At 46.7% G+C, this 18,809-nt stretch carries 15 protein-coding genes; 1 reads left to right on the top strand and 14 read right to left on the bottom strand.

Translation table 11 applies throughout. The features are described from left to right. Positions 1–8 precede the first annotated feature (8 nt). The 11 genes from ilvB to N773_RS0116270 form a co-directional block, all read right to left on the bottom strand. A complete protein-coding gene (gene ilvB / locus N773_RS0116320) occupies positions 9–1,646 on the bottom strand; it encodes a biosynthetic-type acetolactate synthase large subunit (protein WP_024858797.1) in 1,638 nt (545 codons plus the stop codon). 285 nt (positions 1,647–1,931) lie between these two features. Continuing rightward, positions 1,932–3,764 (bottom strand): peptidoglycan DD-metalloendopeptidase family protein, encoded by a 1,833-nt coding sequence (locus N773_RS0116315; protein ID WP_024858796.1) that lies wholly within the window; start codon positions 3,762–3,764, stop codon positions 1,932–1,934. A gap of 82 nt (positions 3,765–3,846) precedes the next feature. Continuing rightward, entirely contained in the window at positions 3,847–5,454 is a 1,608-nt protein-coding gene (locus N773_RS0116310) for a murein hydrolase activator EnvC family protein (RefSeq protein ID WP_024858795.1), read from the bottom strand. Positions 5,455–5,654: 200 nt separating this feature from the next. Then, positions 5,655–6,560, bottom strand: coding sequence for a permease-like cell division protein FtsX (ftsX, locus tag N773_RS0116305; protein ID WP_024858794.1), 906 nt, complete (start codon positions 6,558–6,560; stop codon positions 5,655–5,657). Beyond that, positions 6,550–7,239 (bottom strand): cell division ATP-binding protein FtsE, encoded by a 690-nt coding sequence (ftsE, locus tag N773_RS0116300; RefSeq protein ID WP_024858793.1) that lies wholly within the window; start codon positions 7,237–7,239, stop codon positions 6,550–6,552. The genes ftsX and ftsE overlap by 11 nt, the downstream gene beginning before the upstream one ends. A 57-nt stretch (positions 7,240–7,296) precedes the next feature. Then, positions 7,297–8,382 (bottom strand): PucR family transcriptional regulator, encoded by a 1,086-nt coding sequence (locus tag N773_RS0116295; RefSeq protein ID WP_024858792.1) that lies wholly within the window; start codon positions 8,380–8,382, stop codon positions 7,297–7,299. 406 nt (positions 8,383–8,788) lie between these two features. Continuing rightward, entirely contained in the window at positions 8,789–9,061 is a 273-nt protein-coding gene (locus N773_RS0116290) for an HPr family phosphocarrier protein (protein ID WP_013499335.1), read from the bottom strand. Between the two features lie 298 nt (positions 9,062–9,359). Next, entirely contained in the window at positions 9,360–10,094 is a 735-nt protein-coding gene (gene trmD, locus N773_RS0116285; RefSeq protein ID WP_024858791.1) for a tRNA (guanosine(37)-N1)-methyltransferase TrmD, read from the bottom strand. Then, entirely contained in the window at positions 10,091–10,609 is a 519-nt protein-coding gene (rimM, locus tag N773_RS0116280; RefSeq protein ID WP_043537889.1) for a ribosome maturation factor RimM, read from the bottom strand. The genes trmD and rimM overlap by 4 nt, the downstream gene beginning before the upstream one ends. 89 nt (positions 10,610–10,698) lie before the next feature. Next, positions 10,699–11,889, bottom strand: a complete 1,191-nt coding sequence (locus N773_RS0116275) for an SGNH/GDSL hydrolase family protein (protein ID WP_024858789.1) — start codon at positions 11,887–11,889, stop codon at positions 10,699–10,701. Between the two features lie 238 nt (positions 11,890–12,127). After that, complete coding sequence (locus N773_RS0116270; RefSeq protein ID WP_024858788.1) at positions 12,128–13,363, bottom strand: phenylacetate--CoA ligase family protein; 1,236 nt, start codon at positions 13,361–13,363, stop codon at positions 12,128–12,130. 631 nt (positions 13,364–13,994) lie between these two features. Between N773_RS0116270 and N773_RS0116265 the strand changes: the two genes are divergently transcribed. Then, positions 13,995–15,533 carry an IS1182 family transposase gene (locus N773_RS0116265; protein WP_043537886.1) on the top strand — a complete coding sequence of 513 codons (1,539 nt, stop codon included), beginning with the start codon at positions 13,995–13,997 and terminating at the stop codon, positions 15,531–15,533. 428 nt (positions 15,534–15,961) lie between these two features. On the opposite strand, the gene N773_RS0116260 is transcribed toward N773_RS0116265, so the two are convergent. From N773_RS0116260 to N773_RS0116250, 3 genes are all read right to left on the bottom strand, one after another. After that, a complete protein-coding gene (locus N773_RS0116260) occupies positions 15,962–16,936 on the bottom strand; it encodes an ATP-binding protein (protein ID WP_242840407.1) in 975 nt (324 codons plus the stop codon). After that, entirely contained in the window at positions 16,937–17,260 is a 324-nt protein-coding gene (locus tag N773_RS0116255; RefSeq protein WP_024858785.1) for a cyclic-di-AMP receptor, read from the bottom strand. A gap of 93 nt (positions 17,261–17,353) precedes the next feature. Continuing rightward, on the bottom strand, positions 17,354–18,697 hold the full coding sequence (locus tag N773_RS0116250) for a PLP-dependent transferase (protein WP_024858784.1): 1,344 nt from the start codon (positions 18,695–18,697) through the stop codon (positions 17,354–17,356). Between the last annotated feature and the right edge of the window lie 112 nt (positions 18,698–18,809).

Raw genomic sequence — 18,809 nt, 5'->3', positions numbered from 1 at the left:
CGCACCTCTTAAAGCGTGGGGAAATCCTTGTCAACGACTACCTCGCACACCAGCATACCTTTCTCGGTCGCCAGTTTCTCGATAGCCTTTTCCTCGGACTTCTTATCCGTTACCCTTATTGCAGGTATGCCGTAAGCTTCAGCCAGCTTTACAAAATCAGGTGAACCGTCAAGGAATACCGCCATCTGTCTGTCGTTGTAGCCCTTGGTCTGAAGTTCTCTTACCATGCCGAGCCTTGTATTTTTGAATACTACCACCTTGACATCAACACCATACTGCACCGCAGTTGCCAGCTCCATCATATTCATCTGGAAACCGCCGTCACCGCAGACAGCTACGGTTATACGGCTCTCGTCCGCCATTTTAGCGCCTATGGCACAAGGCAGAGAATATCCCATAGTACCCATTCCGCCTGATGTCAGGAAGCGGCCGCCCTTTTTGAACTGATATCTGCTTGTCCATATCTGGTTCTGTCCGACGTCAGCGCAGATATTAACGTCCGCAGGCATACGCTCGGAAAGTCTCTGTAAGAACTCCTTGGGATTGACAGTACCCTTGACAGGCTTTACAAACTCCGCAGGCACGCGCTTTTCATCGATGTGTTTCAGCCACTCTGTATGGTCTGCATTGCCCTCGGGGTGCTTTTCAAGATAATCAAGCATCTGCCTGAGTACCATTTTCGCATCGCCTACCAGCGGCAGGTCAGCACCGATATTCTTGCCTATCTCCGCAGGGTCGATATCTATGTGGAGTATCTTGGTATCTTTTTCCAGTTCCAGGGGCGTTTTGACAGCACGGTCACCCACACGGGCACCCACCAGGAACAGGGTATCACAAGCGTTCACAGCGTAATTCGCCAGCTTTGTACCGTGAGTACCTATCATGCCCACATAAAGAGGGTCTTCGTCTGCAAAAACGGATATACCCATCATGGTTGTGATAACCGGTATGTTCAGCTTCTTTGAAAGCTCAACTACCTCATTCTGTGCATTTGAAGCGAACACACCGCCGCCGATGCATATAAGGGGCTTTTCAGCTGTTCTCAGCGCTTCGGTGACTCTCTTCACCTGCAAAGCGTTGCCCTTGCCTGTGGGCTTGTAGCTGCGTATCTCGCACTTTTTGGGATATTTGAAATCCACCATCATCTTCTGAACGTCCATTGGCACATCTATCAGCACAGGGCCGGGTCTGCCCGTACCTGCGATATAGAAAGCTTCCTTGAACACTCTGCCCACATCATCGGGGTTTTTAAGAAGATAGCTGTGTTTCACAAAGGGTTCAGCCGCACCTGTTACGTCAGCCTCCTGAAAGACATCGGAACCTATCTGGTCGGTGTTTACCTGACCTGTTATGCAGACTATCGGTATGGAATCAGCATAAGCTGTTGCGATGGCGGTTATCAGGTTCACCGCACCGGGACCGGAAGTCGCTATACAGACCGCGGGCTTTCCCGATATCCTTGCGTATCCGCTGGCTGCATGACCGCCGTTGGCTTCATGCCTTACCAGAACGTGCTTTATATCCTTGTCAGCGTCAAGCAGAGCATCGTAAAACGGGCAGATAGCCGCACCTGGGTAGCCGTAGACGACCTTTATCTCCTCTGCCTTCAAACATTCGACCATAGCCTGACTGACTGTCATTTTCATAAAAGACTACCTCCTTTTTCCGCTGTTTTTCGGGTATTCTCCGATACACAGCACTTGTCGGGAATTTGGTCATTCCCTACAATAAAAATTTATATAATTATAACATATTTCCACCGTTTAGTCAACCCTGAAAGGCTGCTGTCTGCTGACCAGAAAACTTCCCGCAAATCTCCGCAACACGCTAAAAAGCAGGCGGAAACATCACATTTCCGCCTGCTGATAATATTATGTTTTTTCTCACTGTAACAGCAAAGCATACATCAAATGTACCCTCTGCCCGAGGACTCAGTCATCGTTGGGATCGGTCTCCTTTTTGGAGTCTGTTTCCTTCTTTGAACTTTCGACCTTCTTATCTTCTTCAGCCTTGGAGCTTTCGTTCTTCTTTTCCTCGTCAGCTTTGGAACTCTCGTCCTTCTTGTCCTTGTTAGTCTCAACAACGGTAATGGTATCTTCGTCCTTATCGTTAACAAGAGGTCTGTCACCGCCGTTAGGATCAATAGTCAGATCCAGATAATTGATAGGATTGAGCACATATCCCTGATACCTTATCTCCAGATGCAGATGATCGCCTGTGGAATAACCCGTTGTACCCATCAGTCCGATAAGGTCGCCCTGTCTTACAACATCGCCGGGTTCAACAAGCACCTTTGTAAGATGTCCGTACAGGGTCAGGAAATCATTGCCGTGGTCGATTATTATGAAGTTGCCATATCCGCCGCCGCAGCCGCAGGATTCGTACTTGCCGTAGTCATGGGTACAGGTTGTGTTCGTCATTATGACAGTACCTGTCTCACAGGCGTGTATCTCATATCCGTGGTCGCCGTTGATATCAACGCCCTTATGGTAAGTGCCCCAGCGCGCGCCCACGCCCGAATTTATGGTATAGTCCTGAGGAACAGGCCATGCAAAGGTATAAGTCGGCTCATTTTCGGGTATCTCCTCGCCGTCCTTGACACGCTGCTTGATGTTCTCGTGAAGTTCTTTCAGCCTCTCGTTGGCAAGTTCTTCCGTCGCCGCAACTTCTTCATCGAAAGGCACAGCACCGATAGTCGGCATTAATATCGCGCCAAGACTTTCAGCTGTCTTTATCTTCTCCAGATTGAACTGAGCTTCCTGCTCTTTCAGTTTCTTCTGCTTTTCTCTAAGAAGTTCCTTAGCCTGTGCCGATGAATTGTATATCTCATCAAGCTTTGCTTTCTTCGCATCAAACAGAGCATACTGCTTGTCAAGTTCAGCCTGCTGTTTATCAAGATTTGCCTGCTTTGCCTGACAGGTATCCTGCAAAGCGTAAAGTTCTTCGATTATTCGGTCATCATGTTCCGCTACGCGCTTGATAAGCTCCATGCGCATAAGGATATCATAAAAGCTGTTGGATTCCAGCAGTACCGTGGTATAAGAATCGGAGCCCGAAAGATAAAGAGCCCTCATCCTCATTTTCAGGCGTTCCACGCCGTTTTCGATATTGCCGTTTATACGGTCAAGTTCACGCCTGTTGCTGTTGACCTGCAATTCCAGCACTGACATCGACCTGTTGAGGATATACAGCTCGTTATCCAGCTCTTCCGTGCGCTTTCTGATGCTCTTGAGCATCTTTTCCTCCTCACGGATAGCAGTCTCCGCATCGGATATCTCAACTTTCAGTGCCGACTGCTTGCCGATGATATACCTCAGATCCTCAGCGTGCTTTGTAACATCGCTCTTCCCCGTGACAGCCCCGCTGTCAGCAGGTGTCTGTGTCACTGCTGTATTATCGGTCGTCCCCGACTGTCCGTTGTCCGTCCATGTCTGATCAGGATCGGTCCAGGTCTGATTCGGGTCTGTCCAGCCGTAGTCACCACTATAATCACCGCTGTAACCATAGTCACCGCTGTAACCGTAATCATCTCCGCTGTAGCCGTAATCATCACTGTAACCGTAGTCACCGCTGTAGGTATCGTAGCCATAGCCGCCGCTGTAATCATAGTTTGTATATCCGCCATAGTCGTAGCCGTAATCATAACCGTAGTCATAATCCGCATTGACCTTTTCAGCGTTTATACCGCTGCTGACCGCAGTGAACGTTATGCAAACCGCCGCCGACAGCGACAGTATCCTAATAAAGCCCTTACGCTTGCTCATTTTACACTCCTTTTAGGCAAAAAGAAGAAGCTGTAAAGCATCATAGCGGCATATTATCTATGCCGCTTGATACTAACAGAAATTATACATAGTTAGAGGGGTCAACCTGAGCCATATAGCCGCCCATATCTACCTGTACCTCGAAATGGGTATGAGGTCCGGTAGAATGACCCGTAGAGCCGACATAACCGATTACCTGCTCCTTTTCTACGTGCTGACCAACAGATACGATGATATTGTTTGCATGACCGTAAAGTGTCCACTTTCCATCGGGATGCTCAATAATGCAGTATCTGCCGTATCCGCCGCCGCAGCCGCAAGAGTAGTTCTTGCCGTAATCGTGAGTACAGTAGTTCTCAACTCTTATGACTGTACCTTCCTCAGCCGCACAGATCTCTGCATTGTATATCTGGCTGTCATAGATATCAATACCCTTGTGGTTGCCGTAAAGGGAACCGGAGTTACGCCAGCCAAATCCAAAGGAGATATTATAGTGACCGGGTACAGGCCATGTCAGATTGGACTTCGAGTTTGTGTAGCCGTAAGCCGCATTCTTGCCCGCCGAGGGTGCCGGTGCGGGTGGAACGTATTCGGCGCTGTCATCATCATCCGATGCGCTGTTGCTAATGTCGCCGTCATCTGCGTCAACATTATTGCTTCCGCCGTTATCGTCAACATCATCGTTGTCCTGAACGTCGTTATCGTCCTGCTCAGCCTTCTTGGCATCTTCCTCGCGCTGACGCTTTTCAGCTTCCTCACGAGCCTTTTCCTCTTCTTCCTTCTTCCTGCGTTCTTCTTCCTGACGAGCCTTCTCCTCGTCAGCCTTTTTCTTTTCTTCAGCCTTGATCGCCTGACGCTCCTTATAGAGGTCATCAAGGTCCTTCTCAAACTGCTTTCTCTCCTGCTCAATTATAGCAAGATTGTTTTCATACAGTTCCTTATTCTCACTCATCTTATCGATACTGATCTGGCTCTCCGAAACAAGCTGAGCAAGCTTGTCCCTCTGCTTTTCGTTAGCTTCCTTCTGTGTTTCAAGATCAGCCTGCTTAACTTCCAGTTCAGCCTTCTGCGCATTGAGTTCAGCCTCGTCCGCTTCATACTGATCCTTCAGTGCGATAAGATCATCTATCATATTATCATCGTGCTCGGCAACTCTCTTGACCAGTTCCATCTTCATGAGCATATCATAAAAATCCGAAGCACCGATGATGATATCCGAATATGTATTATTGCCTGCAACGTACATAGCCTTGAGCCTTACCTTGAAATCGCCCACGCCCTGTACTATCTGCTCGTGCTGTTCAGCTACCTGAACTTCTTTCTCCGCAATTGAGACCTCCAGTGCAGATATCTCGTCCTGGGTTTCAGAAATAGTCTCATTCAGTGCGAGTATAGTCTTCTGTACTGTTGCTATCTGCTCCTCGATAGCTTCCTTGTTTTCTTGCTCTGCAGAGATATCGTTCTTGGTATCGGCAATTTTCTTGTCGAGTTCTTCCTGCTTAGCTATAAGTTCATCGATGTTCTTCTTCTTTGAAGCGATATCCTTATAATTATCCTGAAGCTCCGAACTCAACGCATGACCGCGGTCCGCATTGATCATACCGTTACCTGCACCTGAAAAAGCTGAAGCGCAGATAATTACAGCTGCTGTACACGCTGCTGCCTTCTTAAAGCCTGTCAGTTTGCTCATTTTGAATTCCTCCGTAATACTGCGGGTATTTCTATCTTTTTTATTCCGCAGGATCTTTACACAAAACGTCGATTTTTTGTTTGTTCAGAAAAATGCCACAACAATTTCCTAAAGAAAAAGGCAGAAAACGATCGACCCCGTCCCCTGCCTGATCTGTCAATTCGATAAGCGCTTTATCTCCCTTATCGCGCTTATTGTTATTACACCTTGAGGTGTTTGCCTGTACTGATAGAAGTACCTACTGCGCCGATAACGGCACCTGCTGCAAGATAAGATATACTTACGGGGAACAGCAGCTCCTTGAATGAGTAGAGCTTCTTCATACCCATGATGACCCATATTACCGAGTCATCACTGAAGATGTTGTAAACACCCTCATAGGCAAATTTTGTCATAAGCAGCGCACCGATAGCCGCAACCAGACCAACTATCATGCCTTCCACAAAGAAAGGTATCCTTATGAACGCATTGGTCGCGCCGACATATTTCATTATATTTATCTCCTTACGTCTTGCAAAAACGCTTGCCCTGGTGGTATTGGAGATAATTACCAGACTTACTACGACAAGTGCAGACACAACAGCCACAGCTATTATCGAGAATATTCTTCTGATACTGATAAGCACATCTGCAAAAGATGTAGGTGACTGTGTGGAATCAACGTAGTCAAGTGTTTCGATCTGAGCGGTGGTATCACTCATTATCTCAATATCCTTGACAGTCAGTCTGTAAGTGTCGGGCAGAGGGTTCTCATCCGCATACTTGAAAAATGCGCGTTCTTCCTCTGTCATACTGTCGAGCATACCCTTCCAGGCTTCTTCCTTGCTGTAAAGCTCTATCGTATTAACATTGGGTATAGCCTTGAGATGCTCTTTCAGTTCCTTTTCGTTTTCCTCGGTAGCATTGTCGTTTATAACGACTACTACCTCACTCTTGTCTTCGATACCGCTTATTATCCTTGTGAGATTTATCGCGGTAAGGCTCGCCAGACCGACCATAAGCAGGCTGACAAGCAATATACAGAACGAAGCGAAAGTCATCATCCTGTTTTTCCATATACCTGAAACGCCCTGATGGACAAGGTAACGAAGGCTGCTAGCTTTCATCCTGCGCACCTCCTACTACCTCATCGAAGTCAATGCTTCCCTTGTTGATATTGATGATACGTCCGCCGAAATAGCGCACCAGATCATGCTCGTGAGTTACCATCAGTATGGTGGTACCGCATTCGTTGATGCTTTTCAGCAACTCAACTATCTCGTAAGAAAGCGCAGGGTCGATGTTACCCGTAGGCTCATCCGCGATTATCAGCTGGGGATCGTTGACAAGGGCTCTTGCCAATGCCACACGCTGCTGCTCACCGCCCGAAAGCTCGGTAGGATAACACTTAGCCTTGTCCGAAAGACCTACAAGGCTTATAACATAAGGTACTCTGCTCCTGATATACTTTGCGGGAGCGTCTATAACACGCAGCACGAATGCCACGTTCTCATATACCGTCATAGTTGGTATAAGTCTGAAATCCTGGAATACAACGCCGATAGTTCTTCTCAGCGCAGGTACTTTGCCTCTTCTGAGTTTTTTCAGATTGAAGCCGTTTACCAGAACAGTTCCGCTGGTCGCATCTATTTCTTTAAGTACCAGCTTGATAAGGGTGGATTTACCCGCACCCGAGGGTCCGACCACGAAAGCGAAATCGCCGTCATTGATCTTGAGATTGATCTTGTTTAACGCATCGACACCGCTTGAATTATAGGTGACCGACACATCCTGAAACTCTACCAAAATTTTACACCGCCTTAAAGTTTACGGACATAAACGCCCGTACCCACAGGCTTTTCCTTAGAATTTGACGGGGTTGGCGGAGAGATACTTCTTCACCATGAGTGCGATCTTGAAAATGATCGCGTGGTCAAACTCTCTCAGGTCGAGCCCGGTGAGTTTTTTGATCTTTTCAAGTCTGTACACAAGAGTATTTCTGTGTACGAACAGTTTTCTCGAAGTCTCGGACACGTTCAGGTTGTTCTCGAAGAACTTCTGTATAGTGAACAGTGTCTCGTGATCGAGAGAATCTATAGAGCCCTTCTTGAATACTTCCTTCAGGAAAGTCTCGCACAGGGTAGTAGGCAGATGGTATATCAGCCTAGCGATACCCAGATCATCGTAGGAAACGATATTCTTGTCAGTATCGAACACCTTGCCGACTTCGAGAGATACCTGAGCTTCCTTGAAAGAACGCGCAAGATCCCTGACGCCCTCGATAACAGTACCGATGCCGACATTTACTCTTGTATAGAATTCGCTTGACAGAGTATCCGAGATACTTCTTGCCAGCTTTTCCAGATCCTTTGTCTCAACACCTGCGGCAACTTCCTTTACCAGTACGATGTCGCTCTCGGTTATATTGAAGACAAAATCCTTGTTCTTGTCGGGGAACAGGTTCTGGATAACATCGTATGCAGAAACATCGTTTGAAGAAACGATCCTTATAAGCAGAACAACTCTCGAGATATCCGAGCTGAAGTGCAGTTCTCTCGCCTTGACATGAACATCACCGGGCAGAACATTGTCGAGTACAACATTCTTGATGAAGTTGTTTCTGTCGTACTTCTCATCATAATACTGCTTGATGCTGGACAGAGTGATAGCCAGTATGCTCGCATACTTTGCAGCCACTTCGTCAGTGCCTTCAACGAATACAGCATAATCGGGCTTCATGTGAGCGCCGAAAGGCTTGTAGGTGTAGCCGTCACGCACAAAGATATCATGGGAGTCTCCCAGATCGAGCGAAACGAACTCATTAGTTGTACCTACCTGTGCCAGTTCCGAGCAGGCGATTATGGTCGCAGTCTCGTCAATTACACCGATAACGCAGTCGATAGTGTCTCGCATCTGATGAACAACGCTTTGAAATAATCTGTTTGACATAATTTGATCCCCTCTACTTGCAAATTTTATTGTCGTGTTTTGTTTTGCCCTTTTAATAGCAAAACATTCGCTTACAATAATTATAACAAAAAAATCAGGATTTTGCAAGTCTTTTATAGTAAAAAGCGTAGATTTCTCAAAAAAACTTTTCACTTTGACCGAAATCACCCATTCGAGCTTTCGATATGTTACAAATTGTAACATATTTTTCTCCCGAATGTGTGAATATATTGTAAAATCGAAAGTCTCATTGTGTATTTTCAACAAATTCAGCCAATGAAATTCTACATGAGCGATACTATTTTGTAACCATTGAACATTTTGTTGATAAGCATCGATCGAGGTGCATTTTAACAAAAAAACAGACTGCCGTATGGACAGTCTGTCACTTTTATTCAGATCGAAATTATCTTGCTTCCTCAGCGAAGCCGCTGTCAACCAGATCAACCAGACCCTTTACAGCTTCTTCCTCGTCAGCGCCGTCAGCGATGATCTTGATAGTAGTACCGCCAACGATACCCAGTGAAAGAATACCCAGCAGGCTCTTAGCGTTTACTCTTCTGTCCTCTTTCTCGATCCAGATGGAAGACTTGAATTCATTTGCCTTCTGAATGAAGAATGTAGCAGGACGAGCATGCAGACCTACCTGATTCTGAACAACAACAGTATTCTGTAACATGATGCGATCTCTCCAATCCCTATTAGTTAATAAAACATTTTCACAGTCCCTATTATGAGTCGTGGGAGTTTTTTCCCCCTGTTCATGTAATATATTATACCCGACAACGCCCTTTTAGTCAACGCAAATTTTGAACAAACCACCGCCGCGGGCGTTATTTTCGTAAGTTTCACCCATAAAAGGTTAACAATTGTCAATATAGATAGTTAAAGTTGTACAATAAGTCAACATATTTTGTATCATTCTGTCCAAAGCTTTTTAACATCTTTATCAGTTATGCCCAATACATATACCATGTTTATTTGTTAAAATCGACGACTTTGTGTATTATTGCCAAATCTTCATCTGTCAGTTCAAGCTTTTCCAAAAGCTCGGGGCGCTTCTTTGCAGTAGTGATAAGAGCCTGTTCATGACGCCATTTTTTGATGTTTGCGTGATGTCCCGAAAGCAGTATCTCGGGAACTCTCATATCGTGCCATACCTCGGGTCTTGTATACTGCGGATACTCCAGAAGACCATTATAATGGCTCTCGTCTTCATAGCAGTCGGGCTGTGAGAGGGTACCCTCCAGCATACGCACCACCGAATCCACAAGTACAAGCGCAGGAAGCTCGCCGCCTGTCAGCACATAGTCGCCTATGGATATCTCCTCGTCCACCAGAGTTTCGATGATGCGCTCGTCAACCCCCTCGTAATGTCCGCAAAGTATAAAAATGTTATCCATCGCCGCCAGTTCTCTGCATCTCTGCTGAGTAAGCGTTTTGCCCTGAGGTGACATATATATCACATGAGGTCTTTCACGCCCCTCGGTCACGGCTTCAAAGCAGTTGAATATGGGGTCGCACTGCATGAGCATACCCTTTTGTTCACTGTAAGGCGTATCATCGACCCTTCTGTGCTTATCCTTAGTATATGCACGTATGTCGTGACACTTTACAGTGAATATATCCTTTGCCCTCGCCCTGCCCACAATACTCTGTGAAAGATAATTCTCCAGCATCTCGGGAAAAAGCGTTGCGATATCTATATTCATCTTATTTCCTCCGCATCGTCAAAAAGTCCCTCCAGAGGAGTTATCTTCATAACGCCACCCTCAACGTCGGTTTCTGCGATAACAGAGGGTATGGCAGGAATGTAGTACATCTTGCCGCTCTCGCTTTTAATATGGTATACATCATTAGCGCCTGTCTCGCTGACTTCAGTAAGCACACCGTATTCCCTGCCGCTGTTCAGGTCGATGACTTTCAGGCCTATCAGGTCCTGCACAAAATATGTGTCCTCGCCCAGTTCAACGTCTTCCCTGTCGAGATAAAGCACGCGGTTGCGTATCTTCTGGGCTTCTTCCACCGAATCTACGCCCTTTATCTTCATAACTACTATATTCTTCTGAACTCTTGCACGTTCCACCTCAACAGGCGTACCGCTTTTGTAGTACAGCGTATCGAACTCACAGAGGAAATCAGGGGTATCGCACCAGGGCTGTACCTTGACCTCGCCTTTCAATCCGAACACCGAAACTATCTTTCCTGCTTCAAGCAGTTTATTCATAATGTCACTTCCTTATATTATCAGCACCATCAGATGACGATGCTTATTATTTCGCACATTCCCGACAGAGTTTTTCGTTTACCGCAGTCTCACCAGCCCATTACGCGCTTTATTTCAGCGGTAAGTGCTTCTGCCGCCTTGGTATGGGTGGTTTCGGTGGGGTGATAATCAGCTACGAGTCCGTCCTCGGGCTTCTGGGGCTCAAGATGGAATGCGGATATATTAGCGTCCCCTGTTTCGGCGCTGTAATCCGATACCGCCTTTTCAACGCAGGGATAAAGGTTATCGCCCATTATACCCAGTACACAGAGTATCCTTGCATCGGGGTTATTCTTGCGGACTGTCTTCAGAAATTCAACATAGCCCTCAACGTAAGCCGCGCGTTTGTCTTCATCTGACTTGCAGTAGCTGTCATCGTTGGTGCCGAGATTTATCACCACAAGTTCGGGCTGATAGCGCGAGAAATCCCAGTCAAGCGACTGCGCTTCAACATCATCAAAACCGCCGTAGGAGAAAGCCTGTTTTTCGTAATAAAGAGGTATCTGCTGTTCGGGATGCTGTTCGCCGTTGCCGGTCCAGCCCGAGATTATGCCCCAGCCGCTTATGGAGAACATACTGTAATCAGCACCCAGATTCTGTGCTGTTTTATAGGCATATGCCCTGGTGACGTCCTCGGTGGATGTAGCAAAACCATGGGTCGGATCTTCGTCATCAACACCGTATCCGCAGGTTATGGAATCGCCTATGAACTCTATCTTATGGGGTTTTGATGCGGTTGGCTTTATGGTAGCACCCTCTTCAAGATTTATCGGCAGTATTCCGAAGCATGACATGGCTGTTTCGGAAAGCTTGATTATCTGCACAGTCTTTGTGACCTCGGTATCGCCCTGTATCGGGGAATACTTTTTGATGCCGTCGTTGAGCATATCATCGACAACGCGCTCGCCGTCCACAAGTATGGCAAGCCTTGAATAATGATCCCTCGGACCTGTAGAGGTTACCTTATCGCTCTCGATGATGATATCGAGGTTTTTCCCTGTGAATTCAAATTCAACACCCGAACCGCTGAGCGCACACCACAGAGTCCCCTCATCATCAAGATAAGTTCTGCCGACCTGCTTTGCATTTTCTGCCGTTAGCCTTGTACCCTTCATGCCCTTCTCCTCCGTAACCAGACTGCTTGATGTGCTGTCATTTTCAGAACTGTTATTTTTGCCGCAGCCCGCAGCAGAAATACTCAGCGCCAGCGCACAAAGCAGTATCAACGTTTTCTTTGCCATAATATTACTCCTGTCATTATACCCATAAACTCCGCCCCGCTGTCCGTCAGGGGCATTTTGTTTATTATATCATGATTTTTCTGTTATTTCAAGGGGGCGGGAGCACATACAAAGATTTTACGGCTATTTAATATTTTTGTATATTTCTCTGTTTTTTTGAGGAGCATGGCAGCAAAGCCCATGAAAAGACCCGACAGAATATAAATGTCGGGTCTCGGGAATGTTTAATATAATAGTATCAATCAAACCTTTCGTCGATAACACGGGCGGTCTTCTTCATGCTTCTGGGAAGCACGCCTATCTCGACTACCTTGACGATCGGAGTGAAGCCTATCTTGCTCTTGACACGTTCTGCTATGTGCTTTGAAAGCTCGGCAAAATCAACGTGACCGTTGGTCTCGACATAGATACGCATGGTATCCTTGCCATCAAGGTGAGATATACGTATCTGGTACTCGCTGGATATCTCTTCAAATTCGGCAAGCACTTCCTCTATCTGGCTTGGGAACACGTTAACGCCCTTTATCTTCATCATATCATCTGTTCTGCCCCTGATGGTATCTATGCGGGGATACTTTCTGCCGCAGGGACATTCACCGGGAATGATACGGGAGAGGTCGTGTGTTCTGTAGCGGATAAGGGGTGCGCCCTCTTTCACGAGAGTGGTTATAACTATCTCGCCCCATTCGCCGTCGGGAACATTTTCGCCTGTCTTGGGGTCGATAATTTCAAGATAGAGATAGTCGTCCCAGATGTGCATACCTGTGTTATGCTCGCAGTTTATACCGATACCGGGACCGTATATCTCGGTAAGTCCGTAAATATCATAAAGCTCGATGCCAAGTTCGTTTGAGATACGCTCACGCATTTTATCAGACCATCTCTCGGAACCGATAACGCCCTTTTTAAGATGTATCTTATCCTTGATTCCGCGCTTCTGTATCTCTTCTGCAAGAAGAAGTGCATAGGAAGAAGTCGAGCAAAGCACGGTAGTTTCAAGCGCCTGCATCATTTCAAGCTGTTTCTCGGTATTTCCGGGACCCATAGGCACAGCCATAGCGCCCAGTTTTTCACAACCGTTCTGGAAACCGATGCCCGCAGTCCACAGACCGTAGCCGGGAGTTATCTGGATCCTGTCCTTATTGGTGATGCCTGCTACCTCATAGCAGCGCTTGAACATTTCGCCCCAGTCGTCAACGTCCTTGGCGGTATAGGGGATAATTACGGGAGTACCTGTTGTTCCCGATGAAGAATGTATACGAACTATCTCCTCTTCGGGGGCTGTCATAAGACCCAGAGGATATGCGTCACGAAGGTCTTTCTTTTCGGAGAAAGGGAGCTTTGCGAATTCTTCGGGAGTATGTACTTCGGTTATGCCTGCTTCTTCCAGCTTTTTGCCGTAGAAGCTGTTTGATGCTATCAGCGCACGTATACGGTCATTGACCTGTGCCAGCTGAGTTTCTGTTATCTGCATTTGTTTTTCCTCCTTATGGAAGTATTTTCAACTATATAATTATAGCACATATCACCAAAAAAGTAAAGATGCAGAGAGGGATATTTTATTACAATATGTCCGATCAATATTCAGTTGTCAAGCTGCTAAGCCCTGTACAGTATAGCACGCCAAACCGTGTGTCCTTAGACGCAGTGTCAGGCACGCCTGCCATCGTGCGCACTGGGCTTTATATATAAACGCTCATTTACTGCACATTCCGTGCGGCAAACAGGCGGGATCTTCTTTCTTACCATCAGTCAAAAACGCCGAAAAGTTGTACGTTTTTGTACAACTCTTGCAGAAATATGTCCGAGTTAAATTTAAAATCATTTGTTTGCACAGAGGGTGGGGTGTTAGTTTGGGGATTTTGACGGTTTTATGTGGGGACTGCGGTGGACGTTTCGCCCCTGACGGGTCGAGAAATCAACGAGCGTACCGCCGTTGATTTCGGGCGCGGCAATAATTTTCCTCATATAGAATGGGGCTGTTGCAGCCCCAACAAAGAAAAAGACGCCTGACACACCAAAAAGGTAGTGCCAGGCGTCTCATTTTGTGGTATAATGTAATTGCAAATATAACATCAAACCAACGAAAGGATTGTACCACAAAAATGAGAAATTGTCAAGTGCGTCTTAACATGAATTATGAGATCTACATCGAAGAAAGCTCACCTGTCAGAGTATTGAGCAATGTTATAGATGAGATCTATCAAAAAGAAGAATACACGATAATAAGCAAGTGGAATGGCGCCATACCCGAGGATATCATGATGAAGATACTCATCTACGGCTACATGAACGACTCTTTTTCAAGCCGAAAGATCGAACAGCTCTGCAAAAGGGATATCCATTTCATGTGGCTTCTCGATGGCTTTGGAGCTCCGGATCACAGCACTATCTCAAGATTTCGACAGAAAATTGGAGAACAGATCGAGCGTGTGTTTTACGCTGTTGTAAAGTATCTTTTGAATATGAAAGAGATAAGCGGTGAGAACCTGTTCATTGATGGCACCAAGATCGAAGCTAATGCAAACAGATATACATTCGTCTGGAAAAAGGCGGTCTCAAAAAACGAGCAGAAACTTCGTACCAAACTGCCTGAGATACTTGATGAGATAAATTATGCTTATGGTGTGAGATTCCCCGAAAATACAGGAGTATCGGATATGATCTCGACCCTGTCATCTCTTATGATAAAATTCGGTATTGAACGAGTTTACGGAAAAGGACATCATAAATCATCATATCAGAAAGCACTTGAAAAGCTGGAAGGATATCGCGATAAAATGGCACAGTATGACTATTACAACAGCCTTTTTGACGGAAGGAACAGCTTTTCAAAGACAGATACCGATGCAACATTCATGCACATGAAGGAAGACCATATGAGAAACGGTCAGCTGAAACCCGGATACAACATACAGGCAGCAGTGGAAGGCGAGTATATTGTAGGTATAGACGTTTCAAGCGAACGGAGCGATGTAAATACGCTGATCCCGTTTCTGTCAAAGCTCAACGATCTGGAGCTGTTTGTATTGAAAAACATCATCTGTGATGCGGGTTATGAGAGCGAGGAGAACTATCTTTATCTCAGATCACATAACATGACCTCATACATAAAACCCGTAAATTATGAGCAGAGCAAAAAGCGGAATTATCGTACAAAATACGGCAGACCCGAGAATATGGAATACCACGAAATGGGCGATATTTTCGTATGCAAAGCCGGCAGGATACTTTGGAGAGTCGGGACTAAACACGAAAAAAGCAAGACGGGATTCGTTTCCGAAAAAGCTATGTACAGATGTGAAAGCTGCGAAGGTTGTCCATACAAACAGAACTGTACAAAAGCAAAAGGAAACAAGACGCTGTCTATATCGCATAAGTTCAAAGAACTGAGAACAGAAAGCCTGGAAAATATAACGACAGAATTCGGAAAACAGCTCAGAATGAACCGAAGCATACAGGCTGAAGGCGTATTCGGAGTACTGAAACAGGATCATGGCTTCAGAAGATTCCTGTGCAGGGGCAAAAATAACATCAGAACTGAGTTCCTTTTGCTGGGACTTGCATACAACATAAAGAAGCTTTTTGCTAAGATCTCAGAAAACCGACTTGGAATTTCTCTTTTTGAACTGAAATCAGCATAAAACCAGCAGAACATTACACCCCCGAGTCCTCTTTTTTGAAGAGGGCTTGGGGGTGTGCGCTCTGAAACAGCTTATTTCACCCGTTAATATGTTTTTTTACTCTGATGTTCGGATATGGTTAGAGGGTGCTGCGATTGCAACACCCCCTTTTTTTTGATATTGCCGCGCCCTATTTGGACGTTAGTTTGCTGTGCTATTTAAAGCACTCTTGTCGCGTCGCTTTGGTGCCTTGACCGAGCGGCTCCGCCTCTCGAGCTCTCCGCAAGCCTGCTAGCGCGAGGCTTGACCGCGCGCTTTGATTCGCGGCATAGTTTGATTAGTGCGCTGGTTTGTTGCCGCGAAATCCGCCCGTCCGGCGTTAGGACCTTTTCGCGAAAAGCTTGACCAAAAGCTCTCTTCCTTGGCATTCTACTCTAAACTATCTTTGATCAAAACAACTCCGCGCACAAACTATTGCATACCAATGACAAACTGCAATTCGCATCTATCCTGCGGACGGCAGCCGTCAGTATATCATAAAGCTCGGCACCTGCGGAAAGTGTTAGCTTTCGGGAGAGCGATTCGGCTGAATGAGTATCACAGCCTATCACTTCGCCATTTGTCAGCAGTGCGCAGGAATCGCGGACTATCTCGGAGAAAAGATATACGCCCTCACGCAACAAGGCTTTTTTGCCGTCTGCGGCAGCAAGGGCTTTAAGCACGCCGTACTCACTGCCCTCGGAATATGCGGCGGCAAGATTTTTAGCAAGAGCCACCGAATTATAGTACTGCTCTTTTTCCATATAAGCGCGGCACCGTCCGATATTGCCTTTGCCCGCTTCAAGGGCTTCTCGTATCTCGGTGATATCTCGGTCGGGATAATTCTCCTGCAAATACTCCCCGCTTTCCTGCATAGTCACGGGGGCGGCGGCAAGGCTGACGCATCGGGAAATTATCGTAGAAAGAAAAGTCTCCCTGCTGCGGGCTGTTAGTATCAGCGCAGTATGGTCGGGGGGCTCTTCTATCAGTTTCAGCAGGATATTCTGCACCTGCACGGTAGTCTGCACAGATAAGTCAAGGTCGGGTATGACGTAGACCTTGATATCTCCCTCATTAGGTGCAACAGGCGCATCTGCCACGATGGTATCTCTGATATCCTCGACATAGTAGTTTCCCTTGTCGTTGGGCTGTGCAAAAATAAGATCGGGGTGAACGCCTTTTTCGATAAGGCGGCAGCTTCGGCACTGCCCGCAGGGTTCGCCTGTATGGGCTTCGCACATTAGCTGTGCCGCGATATACTTCGCTATCTCCTTTTTGCCCAATCCCTTTTCGCCGTGGATTATCATCGAATGAGGCTCGCGCCCTGCACTGACCATGCGTGCGGTCTGTTTCAGCAGGGTCTGATTGCCGTATATCTTCATCATTTATACCTGTTCAAAACGCTCGATATCGGTAACGAATATAGTCGCACCGCCTATGGATACTTCAACAGGCACGGACTTTTCGTTGATAGGCTCGGTAACAACAGACGACGGCACGAACTGCTTGCGCTTGCGGGAATGTTCTTTCAGAACTTCTATCACCATATCCACCTGCGCATCTTCACAGCAGATCATGAATGTTGTATTTCCCGCCATGAGAAAGCCGCCTGTTGAAGACAGCTTTGTGGCGCGTATGCCTGCCTTTTGCAGACCTTTATTTACAGCGTAGGTATCATCGTTATTTACTATCGCATATACAAGTTTCATCGGAGTACCTCCCAAATTTTCCGCCGTCTGTCCGGGCGGATGTTATACTATTATATTATTATATCATTTTAGATCAGAAAAGTAAAGAGCGTTTTATCTTAAAACGCTTATGGCGGATATGCCGTATCTTTTGAGGATAGAAATTATCTCGGGTGTGATCTCCTCGCCGCTTACCGCTATCGGAACCGAGGGCTGACAGCTTGTGACCGTCATTCCGCATATCCTGCCTTTGGCTTCATCAACAGGCACTTCCTGCTGTAGCGAAAACGCCGCTTCGCGTATCGGCATACGCACTATGGCTTCGGGTATGCCGTCAAATTGAAGGTCTGTACCCTCGGCAGGTCTGATATCTGCCATCGCCGCTTCAAGACGGGTAAAATCTTCCTCGGTGTTGAAAGGCGTGGTCATCAGCACTGCGAGGTCGGGGTCGGTGTATTCGGGTTCTATCTTATTTTTACGCAGGATATCCCCCAGAGAATCACCGCTTATGCCACGTTCAGCAGAAGCTATGGTTATCTTGCATTTTTCATCCCCGATGGTTCGCCAGCCCATAGCGTTAAGGCGCTGTTTGCAGAGTTCAGTGCGTGCGGCAGTTTCAGCCAGCGCTTTTCGATAATCCCCTGCGAGATATTCAGCACAGAGGTCAAGGCTTTGCATGATAAGGTATGACGGGCTTGTTGACGCAAAGAGGGACATCATCAGCTTGGAACATTCCACAAAACCCGCAGGGGCGTTTTGTGAAATATGCAGCATCGCGCCACCTGTATAGCAGGGCAGAGTCTTGTGTGCGGAATCACAGCACATATCTGCGCCGAGAGTTATCGGGTGAGTGTCCGTATCAAGGAATTTAAGATAAGCGCCGTGTGCGTTATCGACGATGAGCGGAACTCCGTAGCTTTTGCAGACTTCGGCTATAGCGGGGATATCCGCGATAAATCCAAGATAATCGGGAGATGTTATATACACCGCATCGATCTCACGCGGGCATCTGAGAAAAGAAGCCCATATATCATGGGCGGTCACTCCCGATGAACACAGCGAGCGGCTTTTCTCGGCAGGATATACCCAGTCAGCGTCGATATCCAGCAGTATGCAGGCATTGATGAACGCCTTGTGGACGTTTCGCGGTGCCATCACAAGCATACGTTTGGACTTATCGGCGCGGCAGTGGTCAGCTATGGCGAGCATAGTCTTTATGCAAAGACTGGAACCCTCGGTGGAATAGAGTGTCTTAGCCGCGCCGTAAAGTGCGGCAGTGCGTGCTTCACTCTCAGCGATTATACCCTCGGCACCGAAGAGATAATCGGCACCGCGTATCTCGGTGAGGTCAAGTGGTTCAAGCCCGTGTAAAGGCTTGCCCTTATGACCAGGCATATGAAAGCGTGAAACGCCGCTTTCAGCGTAGTTTTTGGCAAATTCGTATATAGGTGCAGACATGGCTTTGTCCTTTCATAAAAAGTGTGGCTTTGGATCTTGGCAGAATGTTCGGAAAACTAACATGACAAGATTGGAAAATTATTCACGAAACACAGATATCCTGCCAAGGAAA

It is taken from the genome of Ruminococcus albus AD2013 (assembly GCF_000526775.1).
Classification (GTDB): domain Bacteria; phylum Bacillota; class Clostridia; order Oscillospirales; family Ruminococcaceae; genus Hominimerdicola; species Hominimerdicola alba_A.
The sequence above is the reverse complement of the archived record's forward strand: the minus strand, read 5'-3'. Positions and strand labels throughout refer to the sequence as shown.

What these genes read in the sequence shown, in the direction of transcription:
- ilvB (WP_024858797.1), bottom strand. Translation starts at nt 1,646, where the DNA reads ATGAAAATGACAGTCAGTCAGGCTATGGTCGAATGTTTGAAGGCAGAG.
- N773_RS0116315 (WP_024858796.1), bottom strand. Translation starts at nt 3,764, where the DNA reads ATGAGCAAGCGTAAGGGCTTTATTAGGATACTGTCGCTGTCGGCGGCG.
- N773_RS0116310 (WP_024858795.1), bottom strand. Translation starts at nt 5,454, where the DNA reads ATGAGCAAACTGACAGGCTTTAAGAAGGCAGCAGCGTGTACAGCAGCT.
- ftsX (WP_024858794.1), bottom strand. Translation starts at nt 6,560, where the DNA reads ATGAAAGCTAGCAGCCTTCGTTACCTTGTCCATCAGGGCGTTTCAGGT.
- N773_RS0116295 (WP_024858792.1), bottom strand. Translation starts at nt 8,382, where the DNA reads ATGTCAAACAGATTATTTCAAAGCGTTGTTCATCAGATGCGAGACACT.
- N773_RS0116290 (WP_013499335.1), bottom strand. Translation starts at nt 9,061, where the DNA reads ATGTTACAGAATACTGTTGTTGTTCAGAATCAGGTAGGTCTGCATGCT.
- trmD (WP_024858791.1), bottom strand. Translation starts at nt 10,094, where the DNA reads ATGAATATAGATATCGCAACGCTTTTTCCCGAGATGCTGGAGAATTAT.
- rimM (WP_043537889.1), bottom strand. Translation starts at nt 10,609, where the DNA reads ATGAATAAACTGCTTGAAGCAGGAAAGATAGTTTCGGTGTTCGGATTG.
- N773_RS0116275 (WP_024858789.1), bottom strand. Translation starts at nt 11,889, where the DNA reads ATGGCAAAGAAAACGTTGATACTGCTTTGTGCGCTGGCGCTGAGTATT.
- N773_RS0116270 (WP_024858788.1), bottom strand. Translation starts at nt 13,363, where the DNA reads ATGCAGATAACAGAAACTCAGCTGGCACAGGTCAATGACCGTATACGT.
- N773_RS0116265 (WP_043537886.1), top strand. Translation starts at nt 13,995, where the DNA reads ATGAGAAATTGTCAAGTGCGTCTTAACATGAATTATGAGATCTACATC.
- N773_RS0116260 (WP_242840407.1), bottom strand. Translation starts at nt 16,936, where the DNA reads ATGATGAAGATATACGGCAATCAGACCCTGCTGAAACAGACCGCACGC.
- N773_RS0116255 (WP_024858785.1), bottom strand. Translation starts at nt 17,260, where the DNA reads ATGAAACTTGTATATGCGATAGTAAATAACGATGATACCTACGCTGTA.
- N773_RS0116250 (WP_024858784.1), bottom strand. Translation starts at nt 18,697, where the DNA reads ATGTCTGCACCTATATACGAATTTGCCAAAAACTACGCTGAAAGCGGC.